Here is a 23776-nt window from a genome sequence, read left to right on the forward strand (position 1 = left end):
TCTTTTCTATTTTTATTGCCTTATAGGCTGGTTAAACAAATTTATGCTGGATTTTATACTCATTGAAAATCAAAGAGTATTAGTCGCGGGTAAATCCAGTTGCACCCGTACGAGCGATATTTTTAATACCATATGGTCGAATCACTCGTAATAAAGCTTCACTCTTCTCAGCATTTCCCGTCATCTGGATGGTGATTGAGCTTGGAGCCACATCTACTACCGTTGCACGGAAAGGTTGGATAATGGCCAAGATTTCTGCACGCTTCTCAGCAGGAGCAGATACTTTTACCAAGATAACTTCTCTTTCCAAGTGCGGTTTATCTGTGATATCTCGGATGCGAATCACATCAATCTGACGATTGAGCTGTTTAATGATTTGCTCTACTTCATCATGAGATGCTACATCAATAATGATGGTGATACGAGATACATTGGGGTTCTCTGTCGCACCAACCGAGATACTCTCAATATTGACTTGACGACGAGAAAGGACACCTGTAAAACGATTCAAAACTCCTGAACGGTTTTGCAATCTAGCTGTTAACATTCTACGCATGGAACTTCACCCCCAACATCTCATGATTGCTCTTACCAGCTGGTACCATCGGTAAGACCTGTTCCTTACGAGAAATATCCACCTCGATAAACATGGGCACATCCTCCAGAATGACTTCTAGATCCTTCTCTATCGTCTCTGGATTATCAAACTTGTAGTTTTTGATTCCGTAAGCCTGTGCCATTAGCTGGAAGTCAGGAAGAGTGTCAAAGACTGACTCTGAAGTCCGACCCTCATAGAAGGATTCCTGCCACTGACGAACCATTCCTAGTGAGTGGTTATTCAGCATGACAACCTTAATCGGCACCTTGTAGATGTTTAGGATAGCTAGTTCTTGGTTGGTCATTTGGAAACCACCATCACCGACAAAAAGAACTACTTCTTTTTCTGGATTGGCAATCTTAGCTCCAATAGCTGCAGGAACACCAAATCCCATGGTACCCAAGCCACCTGAAGTGACCAATTGACGTTCATTTTGATATGGGTAATACTGGGCTGTCCACATTTGGTGTTGGCCAACGTCAGTAACGACAATAGCATCCCCATTCGTCAACTCACCGATTCGTTCAATGACTGCCTGCGGTTGAACCACACGTTCTTTCTTATCATAGGAACGAACGCGGTTCTTGTCCTTAGTGACTTTGTCAATCCACTTTTCAGTATTGTTATGAACAGTTGGTTCTGCCAGTAGCATCTGCAAGGCTTTCTTAGCATCCCCAACCACTGGAATATCTGCACTGATAATCTTACCAATCTCAGCTGGGTCAACATCGATATGGGCAACCTTAGCATTCTTCGCGAAGGTCTTAGGATTTCCGGTCAGACGGTCATCGAAACGGCAACCAATACTAATCATAAAGTCTGCCTCGGTCATGGCAATATTAGCTGCGAAAGAACCATGCATGCCTCCCATTCCGAGGAAGAGTGGATGGCTTGTTGCAATTGTACCTTGCCCCAAAAGACTGGTCACGACTGGAATTTGATAGCGTTCAGCAAATTCATTCAGTTCTTTAGAAGCTTCTGCATAGCTGATACCACCACCTGCCAACAAAACAGGTTTCTTAGCCTTAGACAATTGTTTCAAGATTTTCTTGATTTGCATGTCATTTGGATCAAGTGTCGGTTGGTAACTTGGTAAATCAACTTCTGGTGAATAGATGAAATCTGTCTCTAGGGCTGATACATCCTTTGGCAAGTCAATCACAACAGGACCTGGACGACCTGTCGTTGCGATATGAACAGCTTCCGTAATGATACGAGGAATATCAGCTGTCTCACGGACTTGGTAATTGTACTTGGTAATGGGCATGGTAATGCCGACAATATCCGCCTCCTGAAAGGCATCCTTCCCAATACCTGCTCGAGCCACCTGACCCGTAAAGACCAAAAGGGGAACGCTATCGCTCATGGCATCTGCAATCCCTGTAATGGCATTTGTTGCTCCCGGTCCACTCGTGACGACGGCAACGCCCAACTTTCCAGTTGATTTGGCATATCCTTCAGCTTCGTGCAAACAACCTTGCTCATGGCGTCCTAAGATGTGACGAATACCTTTAAAATTGTATATCGCATCATACAAAGGTAAGACCGCACCACCAGGATAACCAAAAATGGTATCAATCCCTAAGTCCCGAAGTGTTTCCAAAACTAGGTCCGACCCCGTCTTAGGAGATTCTAAACTGATTTTCTCCATTGTTCCCCTTTCTCTTCTCTTAAAAAAATAGCTTGTTACTATCATACCATTTTTTCAAAAATTTTCAAGACAAAAGAGTCAATTTTCTGAATTTTCTATCTAAAAGTGTATTTATGAATCTTTCCCTTATTTTTATTAAGTTATCTACGGAATTAGGAACCTTTATTTACTTTAATTTATCAAATTAGAATATTTTCTTTCTGGATAAAATTAGTAACTCTCTCACTTAGCGATTAAATTCGTATACTATATTCAGTAAAAATGAATAGTTAAAGACAAAAAAAGGAAGCCACTAAGTGACTTCCTTCTAGAGTGAGGACTGATTAGTCTTCACCTTTGTTTTTCTTAATGATTTCTTCTTGTACTGACTTAGGTACATCTTCGTAGTGGTCAAATACCATCATGAATGTACCACGTCCTTGAGATGCAGAACGGAGAACTGTTGCGTAACCGAACATTTCAGCAAGTGGAACGTAAGCACGAACGATTTGGCTGTTACCGTGTGCTTCCATACCATCTACACGTCCACGACGAGCAGTTACGTGACCCATAACATCACCAAGGTTTTCTTCTGGAACAGTGATGGTTACAAGCATCATTGGCTCAAGGATAGCTGGTTGTGCTGATTTAGCAGCTTCTTTAAGGGCAAGTGAAGCCGCGATCTTGAAGGCAGTTTCAGATGAGTCGACATCGTGGTATGAACCATCGTAAAGCTTAGCTTTAACGTCAACCATTGGGTAACCTGCAAGAACACCGTTAGCCATAGATTCTACCAAACCTTTTTCAACCGCTGGGATAAATTCACGAGGAACCACACCACCGACGATTGCGTTTTCGAATTCGAATCCTTTACCTTCTTCGTTTGGAGTAAATTCAATCCAAACATCACCGAATTGACCTTTACCACCAGACTGACGTTTGAAGAATCCACGTGCTTGAGTAGAAGCGCGGAATGTTTCACGGTAAGATACTTGAGGAGCACCTACGTTCGCTTCAACTTTAAACTCACGACGCATACGGTCAACAAGGACGTCCAAGTGAAGCTCACCCATACCAGAGATAACTGTTTCACCAGTCTCAACGTTTGTTTCAACGCGGAATGTTGGATCTTCTTCAGCCAATTTTTGAAGGGCAATACCCATCTTGTCTTGGTCAGCTTTAGATTTTGGCTCAACCATCAATTGGATAACTGGTTCTGGAACGTTGATTGACTCAAGGATGATTTTAGCTTTTTCATCTGTCAATGAGTCACCAGTTGTTGTATCTTTCAAACCAACGGCAGCAGCGATATCACCTGAGTAAACAGTGTCAATTTCTTGACGACTGTTAGCGTGCATTTGAAGGATACGTCCGATACGTTCACGTTTACCTTTAGAAGTGTTCAATACGTAAGAACCTGATTGAAGAACACCTGAGTATACACGGAAGAATGTCAAACGACCTACGAATGGGTCCGTCATGATCTTGAAGGCAAGAGCTGCGAATGGCTCTTCGTCAGATGCTGGACGAGTTTCTTCTTCATCTGTATCTGGGTTGATACCTTTGATCGCTGGGATGTCAAGTGGGCTTGGAAGGTAGTCGATAACCGCATCAAGCATCAATTGAACACCTTTGTTCTTGAAGGCAGAACCACACAATACTGGGAAGAATTCAACATTGATAGTCGCTTTACGGATAGCAGCTTTCAATTCTTCGTTAGTGATTTCTTCACCTTCAAGGTATTTCATCATCAAGTCTTCATCAGTTTCAGCGACTGCTTCAACCAATTTTTCACGGTATTCTTGAGCTTGGTCAAGGTATTCAGCTGGAATATCTTCTTCAAGGATATCTGTACCAAGGTCGTTAGTATAGATTTCAGCTTTCATCTTGATCAAGTCGATGATACCGCGGAAGTCATCTTCAGCACCGATTGGCAATTGGATTGGGTGTGCGTTTGCTTGAAGACGGTCGTGAAGTGTGCTTACTGAGTAAAGGAAGTCAGCACCGATTTTGTCCATTTTGTTAGCAAATACGATACGTGGAACTCCGTACTCAGTTGCTTGACGCCAAACTGTTTCAGTTTGAGGCTCAACACCTGATTGTGAGTCAAGAACAGTAACCGCACCGTCCAATACACGAAGAGAACGTTGTACTTCGATAGTGAAGTCCACGTGTCCTGGTGTGTCGATGATGTTTACGCGGTGGTTGTTCCATTGAGCCGTTGTCGCAGCAGATGTGATAGTGATACCACGTTCTTGCTCTTGCTCCATCCAGTCCATTTGTGACGCACCTTCGTGAGTTTCACCGATTTTGTGGATTTTACCAGTGTAGTAAAGAATACGCTCAGTAGTTGTTGTTTTACCGGCATCGACGTGAGCCATGATACCGATATTACGAGTTTTTTCAAGTGAAAATTCGCGTGCCATGAGGTTTGTTTCTCCTATTTATTTTAATTTCTATTCTATTATAACACGATTTTAATAAAAACGGATAGGCAGGACCTACCCGTTCTCAATGTTTATCTTGTTTTTGTTGGTTTCAACTTGTGATATGGGAAGTTGAGTTGAACCTAAGAGCGGACCGAGCTCAATTGAACCCGGACTAAAAGCTCAAGTTAGCTGAGTTGAGCTCAAGCTAAAAGTCTGGAGAAAAAGATGAATCTCATTGGTTGCAATCGCAACCTGCTTTGATTCCCTATTTTCTCTGGGACTTTCTTAACGCTTTCGCATCCTATATTACCAACGGAAGTGTGCGAAGGCACGGTTAGCTTCAGCCATACGGTGAGTGTCTTCACGTTTCTTAACTGCTGCACCTGTGTTGTTCGCAGCATCCAAGATTTCTTTTGCAAGACGGTCTTGCATTGTGTGTTCACCACGAAGGCGAGCAATGGTTACCAACCAACGAAGTCCAAGTGTTGTACGGCGTTCTGGGCGAACTTCAACTGGGACTTGGTAGTTAGATCCACCAACACGACGTGCACGTACTTCAAGTACAGGCATGATGTTTTCCATAGCTGTTTCAAATACTTCAAGTGCATCGTTACCAGTAGCTTCTTTGATTTGCTCAAAAGCACCGTAAACGATTGAAGCAGCTGTACCACGTTTACCATCAAGCATAACGCGGTTGATAAGACGAGTAACTAGTTGTGAATTGTAAAGCGGATCTGGCAATACGTCACGTTTTGGAGCTCTATTTTTACGACTCATTTCTCTTTATCCCCTTTCCTTATGCTTTTGGACGTTTAGTACCGTATTTAGAACGGCCTTGTTTACGATCGTTAACACCTGCAGTATCAAGTGCACCACGTACGATATGGTAACGTACCCCTGGAAGGTCTTTTACACGTCCACCACGAAGAAGCACCACGCTGTGCTCTTGCAAGTTGTGTCCGATACCTGGGATGTAGGCAGTAACTTCGATAAGGTTGCTCAAACGTACACGAGCGAATTTACGAAGGGCAGAGTTAGGTTTTTTAGGTGTCATTGTTCCAACACGAGTTGCAACACCACGTTTTTGTGGTGAAGAAACGTTTGTTTGAACTTTTTTATGACTGTTGTAACCAACGTTCAAAGCTGGTGATTTAGATTTTTCTACTTTTGATTTACGCGGTTTGCGAACCAATTGGTTAATTGTAGGCATCTACATTCTCCTGTGTTTTTTTATTTTTGGTGATGATACACTTGGTGACAGCTACCATCTGTGTGTACTTTTGCAACATTTGTCAGCACGTCCCTGTACACTTTTGAGAGACCAAAAGTAAAAAGTACCGTCTATTATTGTAACACAATTTTTCCTTCATTGTCAAGATATTTTTCATTTTTATTCTGTTCTTTTCACTCTTTGACACTAGCTTTCACCCCTTTTCTAAACCAGAAAAGGAGGCAATTTGCCTCCTCCTTTCTAGTATGGTTTTCCTTTGATTCAAGTTGTCATTTCGGAATTTTTTAACCCTTCTTATCAAAGCCAACCAGACTCTTTTGCAATATTGGCTGCCTCTGTTCGATTACCTGCATCTAGTTTTGAAAGAATATTGGTGACATAGTTTCGGACGGTTCCGTTTGATAGATAGAGTTGGTCTGCAATTTCTTGGTTGGATAAACCCTGAGCGATTCCCTTTAAGACAGCAATCTCTTGTTCTGTCAATGGATTGGGATGGGTCATAACCACTTCCATCAATTCAGGCGAATACTCCTTGCGCCCTTCGAGGACAGTGTGCAAGGTTTGCATGAGGTCTGCAATGCTTCTTTCTTTCAAGACATAGGCATCCACTCCAGCCTTGACTGCACGTTCAAAATAGCCAGGGCGTTTGAAGGTCGTCACCACAACCACCTTTGTTTCTAGCTTTTCTGCTCGTATCCACTCCAAGACTTCGAGGCCTGTCTTAACAGGCATTTCTACGTCAAGAATAGCGATATCGACAGACTCTTTTTCTAAAAGTTGGATTGCTTCTTGGCCATCCTTGGCTTGTAGGACAGAATCTACATCTGGTTGAAAGGTAAGCAACTGGCACATAGCATCTCGCAACATGCTTTGATCTTCTGCAACAAGTAATTTCATCTTAGTTTCTCTCCTTATAAGGTAGCCGAACCTGCACTTCAGTCGGATGTTTCTGACTGATCACCTTTACTTCTCCTGAAAAAGGAAGGACACGGTCTCGAACGGTATGGAGTTCATCCCCTTTTAGAGAAGCAAAGCCACAGCCATCATCTCTCACTGTTAAAACGAGTTCTTTATCTGTCCGTTCTAATTTTAAGTAGACTTTAGACGCTTTAGCATGTTTGATGACATTGGTCACTAACTCAAGCAAAATCATGGAAGCCGTTGACTCCAATTCCTGAGTTAAGCTAGCTGTATCTAGTTGATTAGCTATTTCCACCTCGATTCCAGCAATTTCTAACATCTTTTTCACAGTCTCTAGTTCTGATGTCAAAGTTCTAGACTTAAGATTTTCCACAATGGTTCGAACTTCATTCATGGATTCTTTACTGATCTGATGAATTTCTTTTAATTCTTTTTCCACTTGAGGATAGGCCTGCATTTGGAGAAGCTGGAGGGCAAGGTCCGTCTTCACACTCAACATGGCAAAGGTATGGCCTAGACTGTCATGAAGATCCTGACCGATACGACTGCGTTCGTTTTCAGCCAAGAAAAGATTGAGCTTGGCATTTTGTTTCATCTTTTCTTCTTTTATTTCTTCTGACACTCGAATTCGATAAAGACCAAAGGTCAGTGCATCCGAAAAGACAAAGGTAACTAAGAAAAAGAGCAGTTCCCAGGGACTAACATGATTGACCATATAGATTCCGGTCAGAATGAACGGTTGCAAGACAACAAAACTGACAAAACGCCAAGAGTGAAAAGAAATCTCATCCAGCTCATAAATAAGGAGGTTGGATAAATAGAAGATAAACCATGTGAAACCCGAACTTAGCCAAACAGATGTATAAAAAATGTAGGCAAGCATGACCCACCAAGCCAGCCACTGCACAGTGCGATTCTGACTGATTAAAACCGAGTAGAAGGCAAGGACAAATAGTAGGGTCCAGAACAAGGTTAAAAGCGGGTAATCTCCAACGATGACACCCGCTATAGGAAAGATGATAAACACTATTGAAATATGAAACATATAATGAATGTTTTTAAATTTTTCCAACATAGATTTATTTTACCTCAATCCGTTTTTTCAGTTGAATGACCAATACACCAAAGAAAACTGTATAACCTAGTACAACCAAGGCAGCAAGAATGTTAAACTCGTGATGCTCCAAATAAGTCGAGACAACCTGCATCAGTTGATAGGTTGGAGTCAGCTTTCCAATAGATTGGAGCCATTCTGGGAAGGAATCCAAGGGGAACCAGAGTCCACCTAGGACAGCCAAAGCAATATAGGCAATATTTCCAACAACCGTCATCAGTTGAGCACTGGGAAGCAAGCTCACCAAGACACCCATACTGATAAAGACCACACTTCCGACCAGCAAAATAGCACCAATTACCAACCAGTCAAGCCAAGGTAGCGTCACTCCGCGGACAAAATGACCAACTGAAAAGACAACTGTAATTGATAACAAGAAAGTAAGCAGAGTGCTGAACAGTTTTGATACATAATATTCTACCATAGATACGGGAGAATGTTGAATCAATTTTTGCCAGTTGTTCGTCTTGTCGGATTCGAGTGTGCTAGGGATACTGAAAAAGGCACTTGACATGATACTAAAGAGCGTCATGGCAAAGAGATAGGCTTGAAGAGCAATTTCTGGAATATCTGACCCTGACATCATACCAGAAAAGATAAGGTAAAACACACTTGGAAGTCCGATGGATAGCAAGTAGTAGACTGCTTGCCGTTTCATCAGAATGATTTCCACTTTCATGAGACTTGTCATATTTTTCATCGTCAATCTCCTTTAGTCTTGAGTCGTTTCGAAGATACTGTCTAAGAGAGTTCGATTGCGAACTTCAATTTCTTCGATCATGCAGCCCTGTTCTTGCAAGGTTTCCCATACCTGGCTGGCTTCTTTGGTTGTGAAGGAAAGAGCATTTTGCTTGATTTCAAGCTCTTGAATCTGGTCCAAAGTGCTGATAACTTCCTGATAAGTTAGAGGAACGGTAAAGTGTTTTTCTTGTTCTTCACCACGCATGGCATAAGGCGTCGTATCGCGAATCAATTCTCCCTTATGGAGCACCAAAATGCGGTCAGCCGTATGTTCTACCTCTTCGATATAGTGAGAAGAGTATACAATGGTGACACCATTTTTCTTTAACTGATTGACAATTTCCCAAAAATGCTGACGTGTCGAGGTATCCATAGCAGCAGTTGGTTCGTCCAAAAATAGAATTTTCGGACGACCTATTAGTGCCAACACGAAAGAGAACAAACGTTTTTGCCCACCAGATAGCTTGCCCGCTAGCTGATTTTTCTGTTTGTCCGAAAACCTCAGCAAGTCATCAATTTCTTGATTGGAGAGACTGTTTGGATAGATTGATTGAAAGAAGGATAAGAGTTCTTTCACTTTCAAGTCTTGAACCACCGTATTTTCTTGAGGCAAGATAGAAATAAGCTGCTTTAATCGAGGATCTGTTGGTGCAAAGCCTTGAATAGCTATCTGACCTGAGCTCATGAACTTGTCGCCCAAGAGGCAATCAATCAAGGTTGTCTTCCCTGCTCCGTTAGGCCCGATCAAGGCGACACATTCACCATCGTTGATTTCAAAAGAGATGTTCCGCAAGATCTCCTTGTCTTTTATTTTCTTACTCAATTTCTCAACTTTAATCACAGTCATGAGATTCTCCTTTCAACCACTTCATTCCCATAGGGAAAACAACGAAAATCATAAACCCAAAACCCCAAGCACCACGAATAAATTGGCGAAGCACGGTTTGGTCAAACCAACCAGTAAACATTTCCACTAACCATACCAAGAGTGATAGGCTGATAAAGAAATAGATGATTGCTTTTTTCATTCCTCAAACTCCTTTTTCACATCTCTGACCAATTTCAAACCTTCTCTGACAAACCAAGACATCATTCCAAAGCCAGCAAAGAGCTCCCAAGGAAAATGGTAGAAACCCTCGTCCAATCCTGAAAACATGAGATAGGTCATAACTCCTGCTGCTACTAAACTCACTGCGACAATCATTTTATTTTTCATTTCTTCTTCCTCCATTTCATACTTCAATTATAGACTTTTGAAGTTGGCGGAGCTAGATGCTTCTGTCACTAGGAAATATGACAAATGTCATAAAAAAGAAAGTTGAACAATCAACTTTCTTTTTAATCGATTAAACTTTTATTCCACACTGAAAAGATATGGATATACGGGTTGTTGACCTTGGTGAATCTCTACTTCAACATCTTCAAATTCTTCTGCGATTTCTTGGGCAATTTCATTGGCAAGTTCTTCGCTTCCGTCTTCTCCGACATAGAAAGTCACGATTTCACTGTCTTCGTTCAACATATGTTTCAATGTTTCTGTCAAGGTTTGGTGCATGTCAGGATTTGACACGAGGATTTTCCCATCTACCATACCAAGATTATCATTTTCATGAATTACTAATCCATCGATAGTTGTATCACGAACGGCTGTTGTTACACTACCACTTACGACATCACCAAGGGCTGCAGTCATGCGTTCTTTGTTTTCTTCGATTGATTTGCTTGGGTCAAAGGCAAGAAGGCTGGTCAAACCTTGAGGAATTGTACGTGCTTCTACCACAACTGCAGGTTGTTCAAGCACTTCAGCCGCAGACTGAGCTGCCATAAAGATATTTTTGTTGTTTGGCAAGAAGATGATGTTGCGAGCATTGACCTGTTCAACAGCCTTGATAAAGTCTTCTGTTGAAGGATTCATCGTCTGACCACCTTCGATGACATAATCCACACCTTGGGCACGGAAGATATCTGCTAAACCTTGACCAGCTACTACTGCGATAAGGGCATACTCTTTTGTTTCAGCAGGCTTGTTGCCTTGAGTTGCTTCTTTTTCAACTTGCGCCTCGTGTTGGTTACGCATGTTGTCCACTTTTACCTTGATCAAGCTACCATATTTGAGACCTTCTTGCATGACAAGACCTGGATCTTCTGTATGGACGTGAACTTTGACGATCTCATCATCGTTGACAACAAGTAGAGAGTCGCCTAAGTCATTCAAGTAGTTACGGAATTCATCGTAGTCAAAGTCCTTAGAATAAGTTGGACCTTGTTTGAGGGCTACCATGATCTCCGTACAGTAACCGAAGGTAATATCCTCAGTTGCCACATGCCCTGCTACAGACTTGTGGTGCTCTGCATTGATCATTTCACTCATGTTGGCAGGAGTCGCTACAAAGTCTTCAGAAGCACTGTATTCACCAGTAAGAGCTGAAAGGAAGCCTTCGTAGATGAAGACCAAACCTTGACCACCTGAGTCTACCACACCAACTTCCTTAAGGACTGGAAGCATTTCTGGTGTCTTAGCCAAAGCTGCTTTCGCGCCTTCCAAGGCTGCACGCATGACCTCAACAGCATCATCTGTCTCCTCGGCTTTTTTCTTAGCCCCAATAGCCGCTCCACGAGAAACAGTCAAAATAGTTCCTTCAACTGGTTTCATAACCGCTTTATAAGCTACTTCGACACCGGATTGGAAGGCAAGAGCCAAGTCTTGACCTGTTAATTCATCTTTTTCCTTGATAGCCTGAGAGAAGCCACGGAAGAGCTGAGAAGTGATAACTCCTGAATTCCCACGCGCACCCATCAAGAGCCCTTTGGCAAGAATGCTCGCTACTTCTCCAACTGTAGAAGCAGGCTTGTCTGCTACTTCTTTGGCACCATTTTCAATGGTCATTCCCATGTTTGTCCCAGTATCTCCATCTGGAACTGGAAAGACGTTCAATGAATTGACATATTCTGCTTGCTTATTCAAACGAGTTGATGCAGCCTGCACCATCTCTTGGAATAAACTGGTAGTAATTTTTGACACGATTATTCTCCTACAACTTTGATATTTTGAATGTAGACATTCACAGTCTGAGCAGTAATTCCTAGTTGATTTTCTAGACTAAAACGAACACGCTCTTGAATGTTTTTTGACACTTCGCTTATCTTTACTCCGTAGCTCAATACGGTATAAACATCAACTGCAATGCTACCATCTTCGGCTGCTTTTATAACAACACCCTTAGAATAATTTTCCTTACCAAGAAGGGCTTGGAAATTGTCTTTGAGGGCATTTTTACTAGCCATACCGACCACACCAAAAATCTCAGTTGCGGCACCACCTACTACGGTTGCAATCACTTCATCTGTCAGTTCGATTTGACCATCTTTTGTATTAATTTTTACAGTCATTTTTTTTACCTCAACTAGTTGATACTCTATTTTATCATATTTCAGCCCAAGTGTAAAAGCAGAATGCTGTATCTGCGGATATTTACTCTATTTTTCAAATGGTTTTATCCTTAGAGCAAAAGAAAAAGACCTAAGCGGTCTTTTCATTTTTATTAAACGCGTTCAACTTTACCTGATTTCAAAGCACGAGCTGAAGCCCAAACTTTTTTAGGTTTACCATCGATAAGAACAGTAACTTTTTGAAGGTTTGGTTTTACGGCACGTTTTGTTTGGTTCATCGCGTGTGAACGGTTGTTTCCTGATACAGTCTTACGACCTGTAAAGTAACATACTTTAGCCATTGTGTTTTCCTCCTATTAGATCTAATATAGCGGATGTGCTAGCACCACATACCGTACTATGTTATCACACTTTCTCGAATTTATCAAGGGCCTAAACTATTTTTTTATTTAACGTAAACAACTCCAAGTTTACCAAAAGCAACTTCCCCACGGATAATCAAGGTTTTGTTTGTTGGCGCTACAGGAGCATCTGCCTTAGCTGCACCAAAGGAGGTTTCTACTTTCAAATCAACACGCCAGTGTTGTGGAACATAGACAGTTGCATTCCCGAAGGCCACTTCAATATTTAAAGTTGCAAAATCACCTAGCATCTCTGCATTATCATAGTAGATTTTAGCATCCCCAAAAGCGACTTCCACTTGGTCATCTACGAGATCTTGATCTTGCTTATAGAAGGTCCCGCTACCAAAAGCGACTTCCTTATCCGTGACGACTGTTTTTTTTCCATCGTACCACCATTTTTTTTCATTCCAGAACTTACTTGAATGCGTCAGATAACCAACACCGAGTACCACCAAGATGCTAGCCCAGATGAGAGAATGATTGGTAACTGGTAACAAGTCATAAGCGTAATTTGCAATGATGAGCGCCAGTAATCCTGTAAAAACTGCCGAAGTGAGATGGCGTCTAAGGATGGATTCAATGGACTTATAAGCCAAAAAAACAATTCCTAGCAAAGGCCATATCTTGCCATTCAAAGAAGGAATTCCAAAATTCCCTTGCAGCAAGATCCAAGCTGCTAAAACCAATAAAACAATACCAAATGCTTTCTTTTTCATGTTTTTTACCTCATATTTCTTAGATTTTCTTTTAGGAGGGATTGGTAATGTCGTGAGACATGAACCTCCTTATGCGTCTGATAAAAGGAAATAGTGCCAGTTCCTGAAAAGGACTTGTCCACTGAGTAAATCTGACGGATGTTTGCAATAGTTGACTTGGAAACTCGACTAAAATAGCGAGGCAAGATAGACTCCAACTCATAGAGCTTGAGGCGAACCTCATAAGCTTCCTTCTGGTTATGAGCGTAGATCTTGCTCCCTTCCGTTTCAAAGAAGAGAATTTCTGACAGGTCTAGATAATATTCACCTGTCCCCTTGTAAAAAGTCAACCTCGGAGCCTTTGACTCTTGCAAAAGCCGTTGCAAGTCCGCAATTTCATCTGTCAAAGCAGGTGTCTTGATGACAATTTCAGTTTCTTCTAAATTGCCGTCAATCTCAATTCGTAACTTCATCACATCTCCTTTCTGACTCTACTATATCAAAGCTAAATTAGGAAAACAAGGGAAAAAAAGCAAGTGGTCAATATGAAGCAGTAAGTGGTTGTTAGACTAGCTTGACTTACATGTCAAAAAAGGAAGAAAAGGAACCCCCACATGAGACCACAAGCGTAACCAACAAGCACATCCTTGGGATAATGAACACCACCTAGTACTCGGACCAAGGCTAAGAGTCCTGAGCAAATAAGCAAGATAGTTCCGATCGAAGTCCAAGCATGGAAACAGGCCATAGAGATGATAGTTGCCGAAAAGACATGGCGACTGGGCATAGACTGTCCCGAACTATCCTTTTCAAGAAGGGGACTGATGTCCCAAGTTTCATAAGGTCGCGGGTGATTGATTTTCTTACGAAAGAGGGACAAAATTACAAAGCCTGTAGCAGGGACAAGCAAATAGACCCCAACTTTCTGACCAAGTCCTAGCTGCAGGTAAGTAGTGACTAGCAAGGTTAGATAGACCAGGGGCATAGCTACTGTCATCAAACGATTAAAACTAATCAATAGAAACAAAAGGGTTGGATGGCTAGTTAGTTTGGAGCTAATGTTTCTATACCATTCTTGATAATTTTTCATTTATTCTTCTCATTAACACTTTATTTTTGCCTAGAAGTGAGGCACTTGTCTTCTAGTATAGTGCAGAAAAAGAAGGCCGTCAAGCCTTCTTTTGGTTTATTCTTCTGCTTGGTCTTCTGTGAACTGACTATTGTAGAGATCCGCATAGAAGCCACCTTGAGCCATCAGTTCCTCATGATTGCCCTGTTCTATGATATTGCCATCTTTCATGACCAAGATTAAATCTGCATTTCGGATGGTTGACAAGCGATGGGCGATGACAAAGGAAGTTCTGCCTTCCATCAAACGGTCCATGGCTTTTTGGATCAATTCCTCTGTCCGTGTGTCAACAGAAGAGGTCGCCTCATCCAAAATCAAGAGTGGTGCGTCCTTCAGCAAAGCACGAGCAATGGTTAAGAGTTGTTTTTGCCCGACAGACAGGGTCACTGTATCGTCCAAGATAGTATCGTAGCCGTCTGGTAAGGTCATGATAAAGTGGTGGATTCCCACAGCCTTACTAGCTTCCATCATTCGCTCATCGCTGATACCTGTCTGATTATAGATGAGATTCTCTCGAATGGTCCCCTCAAAGAGCCAGGTATCCTGCAAGACCATTGAAAAAGCATCATGCACTTCCGAACGCTTCATGTCCTTAGTATCCACGCCATCGATACGGATACTTCCCTTATCAATCTCATAGAATTTCATCAAAAGATTGACAATAGTTGTCTTACCAGCACCAGTCGGTCCGACAATAGCGACCTTTTGACCTGCACGAGCTGTAGCTGAGAAGTCATGGATGATGGTGCGCTCTGGTGTATAGCCAAAGGACACGTGATCAAAGACTACTTTCCCTTTCATGTTGTTCAATTGTCTGTCCTTATGAGATTCATCTTGCATCTCTGCTTCAGCCAAAAATTCTAATACACGAGTCATGGCTGCACTCGCTTGTTGCAGGCTCGTAATCCCTTGGGCAATCTGTGACAGAGGTTGGGAGAAGGTCCGTACGTAAACCATAAAGGCTACAATAATCCCTATCGTGATATGTCCTTCTAACGCCAGCGCGGCCCCAACGATGATGACTAAGACATAACTAAAGTTCCCAACAAAGAACATGGCTGGCATCATGATACCAGAGATAAACTGAGATTTCCAGATACTATCATGCAAGTCTTGGTTTAAATCAGCAAATCTCGCTTTGGAGGTGTCCACTGCGTTATAGCTGGTCACTACATTATGGCCAGAGTACATTTCTTCTACGTAACCATTGACGGCCGCTAGATTATTTTGCTGAGCTTTAAAATAACCCTGTGACTTGGCCATGATTACAGAAACCGCCGCAAAACCAACAAGGGTTGATACAACTGTTACCAATGCCAAAATCCAGTTCATCCCAAACATGGTCACCAAGACAGCAATCAACAAGAAACTAGCTGAAAGAACTGTCCCTAGACTTTGGTTGAGAGATTGCGCTGCTGTATCCACATCATTGGTCACGCGCGAAAGGGTATCTCCTTGTGAATGACGGTCAAAATAGCCAAGTGGCAAACGATTAATCTTTTCAGCGATAGCCGTCCGCAAGCGTTTTGAAAAATGTTGGATACTCGTTGAAAAGATATAGGCCTGTGTATAGTTAAGAATGGCGCCAAATACATAGAGAATCACTAAAAAGCTAGCAATGTTTGACACAGCTACCAAGTCGATTTCTGTAGCCAAGCCATCTGAAATCAAGTTAGTAATTTCTTTAATCTTAGTTGGACCATAAACGGTAATGATGCTTGAAATGACCGCAGCCACAACTGCTATTAGGAGAGGGAGTTGGAGGCCTGCCATATAAGGTTTGCACTGTTTCCAGACCGAAACTTTTTTATTTTCCATGTTCCAATTCCTCCTTCGATAGTTGTGAGTAGGCAATTTCTTGGTAGACTTCATTGGTAGCTAGAAGTTCCTTGTGGGTGCCTTGTCCCACGACTTTTCCTTGATCCAATACTAAGATCAAGTCTGCATCCATAATGGTAGAAATCCGTTGCGCTACAATGAGCTTGGTCATGGATTTTGTTTTCTCAGCTAGCTCTTGGCGAAGGACACGATCTGTCTTGTAGTCCAAGGCTGAGAAGGAATCATCAAAGATGAGAATCTCTGGTTTACGAGCCAATGCACGCGCAATGGCCAGACGCTGTCTTTGACCTCCTGAGAAGTTGGTCCCACCTTGGGCTACTTCAGAGGCCAGACCTGCTTCCTTATCCTCGATAAAGTTCTTAGATTGAGCCAATTCCAAAGCTTGCCACATGGCAGGTTCACTGAGAGGACTTTCTTGACTCTTACCAAAGTCCATGTTTCCCTTAACATCTCCAGAAAAGAGTACAGCTTTTTGTGGAATATAGCCGACCTTATTACGCAGCTCTTCCAAATCGTAATCTTGCACATCGATACCATCTACTAGAATTTGACCAGATGAGACATCATAAAAACGAGGTATCAGGTTGACTAGAGTAGATTTCCCAGATCCAGTTGATCCGATAAAAGCAACTGTTTGACCTGCTTCGGCTTTAAAAGTAACATGTTCCACAACTGCTTCTGAGTTTTGAGAGTAGCGGAAGATTACGTCACGGAATTCCACTTGTCCTTGAACTGAAGGATCTGCAACCTGTGCTTGACTCGGATTTTCAATAGAAGAATACAAGTCTAGCACTTGATTGATACGTCCTGCCGAAACCAAGGTACGAGGAAGAACGATAAAGAGTGCCCCCATGAGTAGGAATCCCATCACGACCTGCATGGCATAAGACATGAAGACCACCATATCACTAAAGAGTGGCAAACGGTCAGCCAAACTAGCATCGTTGATCAGATAGGCTCCAATCCAGTAAATAGCTAAGGTCAAACCGCTGGAAATCGCCATCATAATAGGATTCATAATCGCCATCAAACGATTGACAAAGAGGTTGAGACGAGTCACCTCATCATTAGCTTCTTCGAATTTCTGATCCTGATAATCCTCAGCATTATAAGCACGAACAACCCGAATCCCAGTCAAACTTTCGCGAGTGATGCTATTGAGTTTATCTGTTAATTTTTGGATGACAGATTGTTTTGGAAAGGCTAGAGTCATGAGAACAGTGGTCATCAAGACATTGACAATGACGGCCACCACTACTGCCCAGAGCCAGTATTCCGACTTCCCAAGGATTTTTCCAATGGCCCAGATGGCCATGATAGGCCCACGAGTCACTACCTGTAAGCCCATAGTAAAGAGCATCTGAACCTGCGTAATATCATTGGTTGTTCGAGTCAAAAGGCTGGGGATTGAAAAACGTTTGATTTCCGTTTGCGAAAAATCTAGAACACGATTAAAAATATCTCTTCGCAAGTGAGTCGTGTAAGACGCTGCAACACGAGAAGCAAAAAATCCAACTGTTACAGAAGACAGAAAGGCTAGGAGAGATAAGCCCATCATCTTGGTAGCAGGAGACCATAGTTGTCCTAACTCCGTACCCGGTGTTCCAATCAATTCTGTTATTTCTGAAATGTAGGTCGGTACCTCTAACTCGAGATAGACCGAGAAACAAGTGAAAAGAATCGTAAGGACAATCATCCCCCACTCTTTTCCTGTAATACGTTTAGCAAGTTTCTTCATTCTCTCCTCCTATTCTTTCTACATTAGCCTGTAGTTGTCCGAGAACTTCTTCAAAAATGGCTAGCTTTTCCTTTGAGATTCCTTCCAGTAGGCTACTGGCAATCCGATCAAAAAGCGCCTTAACTTCTTGCATCTGAGATCGTGATTTATCGGTCAAACGAACAAGCTTTGCTCGTTTATCACTTGGACTGGCCTCTAACTCGACCAGACCATTTTGTACCATACGCTTGACCAAGTTGCTAGCAACTGACTTGGTGATATTGAGTTCTGTCTCAATATCCTTGATAAGCGTTAATTCTTGATTATGCTCACGACGATCTAAAAACTGCAGGACCTGCCCTTGCGGTCCCCCCATAAATTCAATACCGCAACGTTTGGCTTCTTTCTGCAACATCAGGTGGATCTGGTACCCAAAACGTTTAAAAATCAACAACGATTTGTCCATGATTGCTCCCTTCTCATGATTTTATATAGTTCTCTGGAGAACTAATTTAGTTTCTGTGAGAACTATTTTATCACTTTCGGAGGAGATGTCAAGAAAAAAGTTTCCATGGGAACTATTTTGCTCTGAATTGACATTAGCAGCGATTTTCTCTATAATAAACACTAACTACTGTGGATTGATATCCATTCACACAAGGGAAGGAGAGAGCTTTCAAATGAAACCAGAAGAACAAAGAGTTTTAGGAATCTTAGCAACTATTTTTGGAGCCATCGCACTTTTAGGATCCTGGATCCCATTTATTAACTATCTATCATTTTTCATCGCCATCGTCGCATTTATCTTGGGGATTATCGGCCTTATCGTCAACCTCAAAAAACGAAAAACCATGGCCATTATCGGAACAGCTCTGTCAATTGCTTCTATTGTACTTTTCTTTACGACCCAGGTACTGTACGCTAATGTCTACAAAGAGTTTGTCAGGGAGTTTAACCGTTCCTACAGCGAGGCGAGTGCCTCAATGGAACGCGAAGAAGAAAGCGACTTGACAGATGATAGCGCCTATTCCATCCCAGAGGAGGAAGAAGACGATAACTTCACTTGGACCCAAAAAGAGTTCGACGCCTTAATCGAAGGTGACCTTGACAACAAAGGAAAGGGTGGTACCAACTACAAGGATATTATTAAAAAACACGGACTACCAGACTCCGAGTTTGACTCCACTATTGGGGGTTACAATACGAGAAAAGTCACCTATCTCTCCATTGGTGACAAAATCAAGACTGTTACCCTAACTTTTGCAAAAGATGACAATGGGCAGCTCTTGCTGGTCCAAAAACATGCAGTTGGTCTAGGTCAAGGAAAAAGCAAGCAACAAAACGATTCTGAAACTAGAGTCTAAGCTCCAATATAAAAAACGAACAGCTAGTAAAACTGTTCGTTTTTCTATTAGAATCCATCTACGTTTGTGTAGATCTTTTGTACGTCTTCGTCGTCTTCAAGAACGCTGTAAAGTTTTTCAAAGGTTTCAAGGTCATCACCCGACAATTCCACTTCAGACTGAGGAATCATTTCCAATTCAGTCACTTGGAATTCTTCGATGCCAGACTCACGAAGGGCAACGATAGCCTTGTGAAGGTCTGTTGGAGCTGTGTAAACCGTGATTGTTCCTTCTTCTGCTTCTACATCGTCCACATCCACATCTGCTTCGAGCAATTGCTCAAAGACTGCATCCGCATCTTCACCAGCAAATACGATAACCCCCTTGTTGTCAAAGAGGTAAGAAACTGAACCAGAAGCACCCATGTTTCCGCCGTTTTTACCAAAGGCAGCACGGACATTGGCTGCTGTACGGTTGACGTTAGAAGTCAAAGTATCTACAATCAACATAGAACCATTTGGTCCAAAACCTTCATAACGTCCTTCTGTAAAGGTTTCGTCTGTGTTTCCTTTTGCTTTATCAATCGCTTTATCGATAACGTGTTTTGGCACTTGGGCTTGTTTAGCACGGTCGATAACGAATTTCAAAGCAGTGTTTGATTCTGGGTCTGGATCCCCTTTTTTAGCTGCTACATAGATTTCTACACCAAATTTTGCATATACTTTAGAGTTAGCTCCATCTTTAGCCGTTTTCTTGGCTACGATATTGGCCCATTTACGTCCCATTAGGAATCTCCTTTTTTCACATTTTAATCTTTCTTATTATAACACAAGTTTTTTCGATTTTCACTAGAGGAAATGGATTTTATTCAGCAAATCCAGCTAGGATTGTCCTTTAACTACCAAGATTTCCTTGCCTTCTTTTATCAAGGGGTGACGGAAAAGCGAGAAGTACAGTTGGGTGGTCATGGCAACCCAGATAAGAGGTTCACAGAGGATGACTCCCCTATAGCCCGCCCAAGGGATAATCAAAACCACAAAAACGATTTTCCCGATTAGTTCTATAAAGCTAGAAACTAGAGGGAGGACTTTCTGACCCAATCCCTGCAAGCAATTGCGATAAATCAGCAAAAGGCTCAAAATCGGATAAAAGACTGAACTGATTTGCAGGTAGAGACTACCGTTTTCTACCAAGTAAGTATCTGTTGAACTGGCCAAGAAGGAAACCAAGGTCGGACTAGCAAAAATGAGGAAAATACAAACAAAACCTGCCCAGGACATGCTCAAACGACTCCCAATACCAAGACCTTGAACAATGCGGTCTGGTCGCTTGGCCCCGAGATTTTGAGAGGCAAAGGTCGTCATAGCAGAAGAAATAGCCGTCATCGGAAGGAGAGCAAAAGCCATAATGCGTCGAGCTGCCGTCTGGGCACTAATAATCACAGCTCCAAAGGTATTAACCGAAGATTGTAAAATCACACTACCGATAGACACAATGGAACTCATCAAACCCATGGCCAAACCTTGCTCCAAAAGATCCGCATACAAGGCCTTGTCCCATTTAAAATGCTTGAGTTGAGGAAGCAGTTCTGGAACACTCTTACGGATATAGAAAAAGCAAAGAACCGCTGACAAGCCTTGCGAAATGATGGTAGCAAGCCCTGCGGATTGAACTCCCAGATGCAGTTGCGTAATGAAATACAAATCCAGAACCACATTGACTAAGGCAGAGAAAATCAGAAAGCCAAGCGCAGCAAGACTATCACCAATAGACCGCAACAAACCTGCAAAGAGGTTATAGGCAAAGCTGACGCCTACACAAGTCACAATCATAGAAATATATTGATAGGATTGAGGAAGGATTTCTACAGGAGTATCTAAATATTGCAAGAGAGGATACAGACCGACAAATCCCATCAGCATGACCACAATACTCAAAAGAGCACCTAAAATCCAGGTGGCTGCTACTGCTTCCTTGATCTTTGTAAAATTCCGAGCCCCATAATAGCGGGCAATGACGATCCCCATGCCATTTCCAACACCAAGCGTAAAGCCTATAATCAAGTCAAAAATGGCAGTTGTCGCCCCTACTGCTGCCAAGGAATCTTGACCAAGAAATCGTCCAACAATCAAGACGTCAGCTGTATTATAGAGCTGTTGGAAAATATTTGACAGCAAGATTGGAAAGGCAAAGATTAACAGCGCAGGAAGAATAGGACCATGTATCAAGTCCACGGATCGTTTCTTATTCATAAAGCTATTATATCAGCTTTCTAAAGGAGCGACAAGGCTCTATCACTAAGTTTGCAATCAATTGCTTACAGAGAGACAATTTGCTATAATCAAGAAAAGGAGGTCAGTTATGAGTTTGACCAGTCAATTAATTACCGATGTATTTCCTGATCTGGATAAGGTTGAAAAGCTAAACAAAGAAGCTTTTCCCGAGGAAGAACGAGTCCCTCTGTCTGAGTTCTTGCGCTATCAGGACCGAGAAGACGCTCACTTTTTTGCCTTTTATAACCAAGAAGAGTTTGTCGGCTTTGCTTTTGCCATCTCCAATCCAAAGGCCTTCTATATCAGTTTTTTTGCCATCATGCCCCACCTGAGAAGCCACGGGTATGGGAAGGAAATCATCGAAAAGCTGACTGATTTTTACCAGCGAACCATGTTACTCGAAGTCGAGCGATTAGATGAAGAATGCGATAACTTGGAGCAAAGGAAGGCTAGAATGGACTTCTATCGACAAAATGGCTTTAAAACAGCCAACGCTTTCCTTGAGTACGATGGTTTGAGTTTTGAAATCCTCTATCGTGGCGACCATTTTGACGAAGAAGCCTATCGCGATATCTTCCAAAAGTTACAAAATGAACATTATTTTGACTTTCATATAGAGTATCGTCGTTTTAGTGACCATTAAACAAGACTTATCCATCCGGTGAAGAACCTCTCTTTTTCGATAGAAGCTACATATAAAAATGCATGCAATCTACGATTACATGCATTTTTTATTTTCAACTGATCAGAATAAACTTTTATTCTCTATGGTTTAAGCTTCTGCATTGCCTTCTGGAAGAAGGAAGTAGAGAATAGCATAAGCTAAGATTCCAGAACCACCAAGTAGGGTGAAGATAATCCAAAGTGCACGAACAAGTGTGTGGTCCATGTTAAAGTAGTCACCGATACCAGCACAAACACCAGCAATCTTTTTGTCTTGTACGTTTCGAACAAGGCGTTTTTCCATTATAGTAGTCTCCTTTTTATAGAATGATTTAATTTTATCATCAAATTAAAAAAATTGCAAGAGTTTTTTTAATTTTTTTGGTTAAATACTCTTTTATTACGCTTTTGAAGCTTCTGGAGACTTAATATTTAAACATAAAAAGCAGAGAAAGACTTCTCCGCTTTTATTTTTAATCTTCAATTTCGATTTCAAGTCCGTCGCCTAGGTCAAGCGTTACTTCTTGGTTAGGTGCTAGATCTTCCGAAACAGTGGTAGGAGTTGTCCCTTCTTCATCTTCAATCAAACCATATTGAACACGAACTTGATGGTCAATGGCATCAAAGATTTCTGGGTGATCCGCCAAGTATTTCTTAGCATTTTCAGATCCTTGTCCGATTTTTTCACCCTTGTAAGAGTACCATGCTCCCGCTTTTTGGATGATATCGAGATCACTTGCGATCTTCAAGAGCTCACCAGTTTTAGAAATCCCTTCTCCGTACATGATTTCAACAAAGGCTTCCTTAAATGGTGGAGCTACCTTGTTTTTAACGACCTTGATCTTAGTTTCCTTACCGACATTGGTATCTTTTTGGTCACCAGTTCCCTTGATTTGCGTACTTCCACGAACATCCAAACGGACTGAAGCGTAGAATTTCAGAGCACGTCCACCAGGTGTTGTTTCTGGATTTCCAAACATGACCCCAACTTTTTCACGCAATTGGTTGATAAAGATGGCAATTGTTTTGGTTTTATTGATAGAAGCACCAAGTTTACGCATGGCCTGGCTCATCATACGAGCTTGCAAACCAACGTGGCTGTCACCAATATCCCCATCAATTTCTGCACGAGGTACAAGGGCCGCAACCGAGTCGATAACGACAAGGTCAACTGCACCTGAGTCAATCAATTTTCCAGCAATTTCAAGACCTTGTTCACCTGAGTCTGGTTGTGACAAGAGCAATTCGTCAATGTTCACACCAAGGGCTGCAGCATAGGCTGGGTCAAGAGCATGTTCCGCATCGATAAAGGCTGCAATACCGCCTTCCTTTTGTGCTTGCGCAACAGCGTGAAGGGCAACCGTTGTCTTACCAGATGATTCTGGTCCGTAGATTTCGATGATACGTCCTTTAGGATAACCACCTGAACCAAGAGCAATGTCCAGAGCCAATGAGCCTGAGCTCATCACTTGAACTTTTTGCTCTGCACGTTCACCCAAACGCATGATTGAACCCTTACCAAAGTCTTTCTCAATCAATTTAAGAGCATCGTTCAAGGCTTTTTCACGATCAGCTCCAAATTTTTTCCCGATTTCATCTAATTTTTTTGTTGGTTTTTTCGCCATTTTGTTCTCCTATATTTTACTGGTCCTTAGACCT

At 42.0% G+C, this 23776-nt stretch carries 26 protein-coding genes; 2 read left to right on the top strand and 24 right to left on the bottom strand.

The window, feature by feature from the left end:
* Window positions 1-79: 79 nt before the first annotated feature.
* The 20 genes from ilvN to E7Y33_RS09320 all read right to left on the bottom strand — a co-directional run bounded on the left by ilvN (window position 80) and on the right by E7Y33_RS09320 (window position 18304).
* Complete coding sequence (gene ilvN / locus E7Y33_RS09220) at window positions 80-556, bottom strand: acetolactate synthase small subunit (RefSeq protein ID WP_001253813.1); 477 nt, start codon at window positions 554-556, stop codon at window positions 80-82.
* Complete coding sequence (locus E7Y33_RS09225) at window positions 549-2249, bottom strand: acetolactate synthase large subunit (protein WP_084849951.1); 1701 nt, start codon at window positions 2247-2249, stop codon at window positions 549-551. The genes ilvN and E7Y33_RS09225 overlap by 8 nt, the downstream gene beginning before the upstream one ends.
* Before the next feature lie 323 nt (window positions 2250-2572).
* Window positions 2573-4654 carry an elongation factor G gene (fusA, locus tag E7Y33_RS09230; protein WP_000090339.1) on the bottom strand — a complete coding sequence of 694 codons (2082 nt, stop codon included), beginning with the start codon at window positions 4652-4654 and terminating at the stop codon, window positions 2573-2575.
* Window positions 4655-4963: 309 nt separating this feature from the next.
* Window positions 4964-5434, bottom strand: a complete 471-nt coding sequence (gene rpsG, locus E7Y33_RS09235) for a 30S ribosomal protein S7 (protein WP_000087873.1) — start codon at window positions 5432-5434, stop codon at window positions 4964-4966.
* Between the two features lie 19 nt (window positions 5435-5453).
* Window positions 5454-5867, bottom strand: a complete 414-nt coding sequence (gene rpsL, locus E7Y33_RS09240; protein WP_001142332.1) for a 30S ribosomal protein S12 — start codon at window positions 5865-5867, stop codon at window positions 5454-5456.
* 318 nt (window positions 5868-6185) lie between these two features.
* The gene (locus tag E7Y33_RS09250) at window positions 6186-6785 is read right to left on the bottom strand and encodes a response regulator transcription factor (RefSeq protein ID WP_000772061.1); all 600 of its coding nucleotides are present in this window, start codon (window positions 6783-6785) and stop codon (window positions 6186-6188) included.
* Window position 6786: 1 nt separating this feature from the next.
* Window positions 6787-7884 (bottom strand): sensor histidine kinase, encoded by a 1098-nt coding sequence (locus tag E7Y33_RS09255; RefSeq protein ID WP_084883481.1) that lies wholly within the window; start codon window positions 7882-7884, stop codon window positions 6787-6789.
* A gap of 4 nt (window positions 7885-7888) precedes the next feature.
* A complete protein-coding gene (locus tag E7Y33_RS09260; RefSeq protein WP_049484382.1) occupies window positions 7889-8623 on the bottom strand; it encodes an ABC transporter permease in 735 nt (244 codons plus the stop codon).
* A 12-nt stretch (window positions 8624-8635) separates the two neighbouring features.
* Complete coding sequence (locus E7Y33_RS09265; RefSeq protein WP_139690304.1) at window positions 8636-9511, bottom strand: ABC transporter ATP-binding protein; 876 nt, start codon at window positions 9509-9511, stop codon at window positions 8636-8638.
* Window positions 9498-9692 carry a hypothetical protein gene (locus tag E7Y33_RS09270; protein WP_000709170.1) on the bottom strand — a complete coding sequence of 65 codons (195 nt, stop codon included), beginning with the start codon at window positions 9690-9692 and terminating at the stop codon, window positions 9498-9500. Before E7Y33_RS09270 ends, E7Y33_RS09265 begins: the two co-directional genes overlap by 14 nt.
* Window positions 9689-9895: a hypothetical protein gene (locus E7Y33_RS09275; protein WP_070837804.1), complete on the bottom strand. Its 207-nt coding sequence runs from the start codon at window positions 9893-9895 to the stop codon at window positions 9689-9691. Before E7Y33_RS09275 ends, E7Y33_RS09270 begins: the two co-directional genes overlap by 4 nt.
* Window positions 9896-10018: 123 nt before the next feature.
* Window positions 10019-11686: a DAK2 domain-containing protein gene (locus tag E7Y33_RS09280; protein ID WP_139690305.1), complete on the bottom strand. Its 1668-nt coding sequence runs from the start codon at window positions 11684-11686 to the stop codon at window positions 10019-10021.
* Window positions 11687-11688: 2 nt separating this feature from the next.
* Window positions 11689-12054 (bottom strand): Asp23/Gls24 family envelope stress response protein, encoded by a 366-nt coding sequence (locus E7Y33_RS09285; RefSeq protein WP_000216434.1) that lies wholly within the window; start codon window positions 12052-12054, stop codon window positions 11689-11691.
* A gap of 152 nt (window positions 12055-12206) precedes the next feature.
* Window positions 12207-12395 (bottom strand): 50S ribosomal protein L28, encoded by a 189-nt coding sequence (gene rpmB / locus E7Y33_RS09290; protein ID WP_001140948.1) that lies wholly within the window; start codon window positions 12393-12395, stop codon window positions 12207-12209.
* A 104-nt stretch (window positions 12396-12499) separates the two neighbouring features.
* Entirely contained in the window at window positions 12500-13174 is a 675-nt protein-coding gene (locus E7Y33_RS09295; RefSeq protein ID WP_139690306.1) for a LiaF transmembrane domain-containing protein, read from the bottom strand.
* 5 nt (window positions 13175-13179) lie between these two features.
* On the bottom strand, window positions 13180-13626 hold the full coding sequence (locus tag E7Y33_RS09300; protein ID WP_000776582.1) for a LytTR family DNA-binding domain-containing protein: 447 nt from the start codon (window positions 13624-13626) through the stop codon (window positions 13180-13182).
* A 113-nt stretch (window positions 13627-13739) separates the two neighbouring features.
* Window positions 13740-14243 carry a phosphatase PAP2 family protein gene (locus tag E7Y33_RS09305; protein WP_139690307.1) on the bottom strand — a complete coding sequence of 168 codons (504 nt, stop codon included), beginning with the start codon at window positions 14241-14243 and terminating at the stop codon, window positions 13740-13742.
* 96 nt (window positions 14244-14339) lie between these two features.
* On the bottom strand, window positions 14340-16100 hold the full coding sequence (locus E7Y33_RS09310) for an ABC transporter ATP-binding protein (protein WP_139690308.1): 1761 nt from the start codon (window positions 16098-16100) through the stop codon (window positions 14340-14342).
* Entirely contained in the window at window positions 16090-17859 is a 1770-nt protein-coding gene (locus tag E7Y33_RS09315) for an ABC transporter ATP-binding protein (RefSeq protein WP_139690309.1), read from the bottom strand. The genes E7Y33_RS09310 and E7Y33_RS09315 overlap by 11 nt, the downstream gene beginning before the upstream one ends.
* The gene (locus tag E7Y33_RS09320) at window positions 17843-18304 is read right to left on the bottom strand and encodes a MarR family winged helix-turn-helix transcriptional regulator (protein WP_139690310.1); all 462 of its coding nucleotides are present in this window, start codon (window positions 18302-18304) and stop codon (window positions 17843-17845) included. The genes E7Y33_RS09315 and E7Y33_RS09320 overlap by 17 nt, the downstream gene beginning before the upstream one ends.
* Window positions 18305-18518: 214 nt before the next feature.
* Here E7Y33_RS09320 and E7Y33_RS09325 point away from each other — a divergent pair, with 214 nt between their 5' ends.
* Complete coding sequence (locus tag E7Y33_RS09325; RefSeq protein WP_139690311.1) at window positions 18519-19202, top strand: DUF308 domain-containing protein; 684 nt, start codon at window positions 18519-18521, stop codon at window positions 19200-19202.
* A 47-nt stretch (window positions 19203-19249) separates the two neighbouring features.
* On the opposite strand, the gene E7Y33_RS09330 is transcribed toward E7Y33_RS09325, so the two are convergent.
* Complete coding sequence (locus tag E7Y33_RS09330; protein WP_000532893.1) at window positions 19250-19966, bottom strand: YebC/PmpR family DNA-binding transcriptional regulator; 717 nt, start codon at window positions 19964-19966, stop codon at window positions 19250-19252.
* A gap of 96 nt (window positions 19967-20062) precedes the next feature.
* On the bottom strand, window positions 20063-21433 hold the full coding sequence (locus E7Y33_RS09335) for an MATE family efflux transporter (RefSeq protein WP_139690312.1): 1371 nt from the start codon (window positions 21431-21433) through the stop codon (window positions 20063-20065).
* A gap of 109 nt (window positions 21434-21542) precedes the next feature.
* On the opposite strand from E7Y33_RS09335, the gene E7Y33_RS09340 reads away from it, so the two are divergent.
* Window positions 21543-22097, top strand: a complete 555-nt coding sequence (locus E7Y33_RS09340) for a GNAT family N-acetyltransferase (protein ID WP_042902933.1) — start codon at window positions 21543-21545, stop codon at window positions 22095-22097.
* 129 nt (window positions 22098-22226) lie between these two features.
* On the opposite strand, the gene E7Y33_RS09345 is transcribed toward E7Y33_RS09340, so the two are convergent.
* Both E7Y33_RS09345 and recA read right to left on the bottom strand, forming a co-directional pair.
* Window positions 22227-22421 carry a PspC domain-containing protein gene (locus E7Y33_RS09345; protein WP_000415527.1) on the bottom strand — a complete coding sequence of 65 codons (195 nt, stop codon included), beginning with the start codon at window positions 22419-22421 and terminating at the stop codon, window positions 22227-22229.
* 169 nt (window positions 22422-22590) lie between these two features.
* Window positions 22591-23742: a recombinase RecA gene (gene recA / locus E7Y33_RS09350; protein WP_001085519.1), complete on the bottom strand. Its 1152-nt coding sequence runs from the start codon at window positions 23740-23742 to the stop codon at window positions 22591-22593.
* Window positions 23743-23776 lie beyond the last annotated feature (34 nt).

Source organism: Streptococcus oralis (assembly GCF_006175905.1).
In the GTDB taxonomy this organism is placed as follows: Bacteria; Bacillota; Bacilli; order Lactobacillales; family Streptococcaceae; genus Streptococcus; species Streptococcus oralis_BG.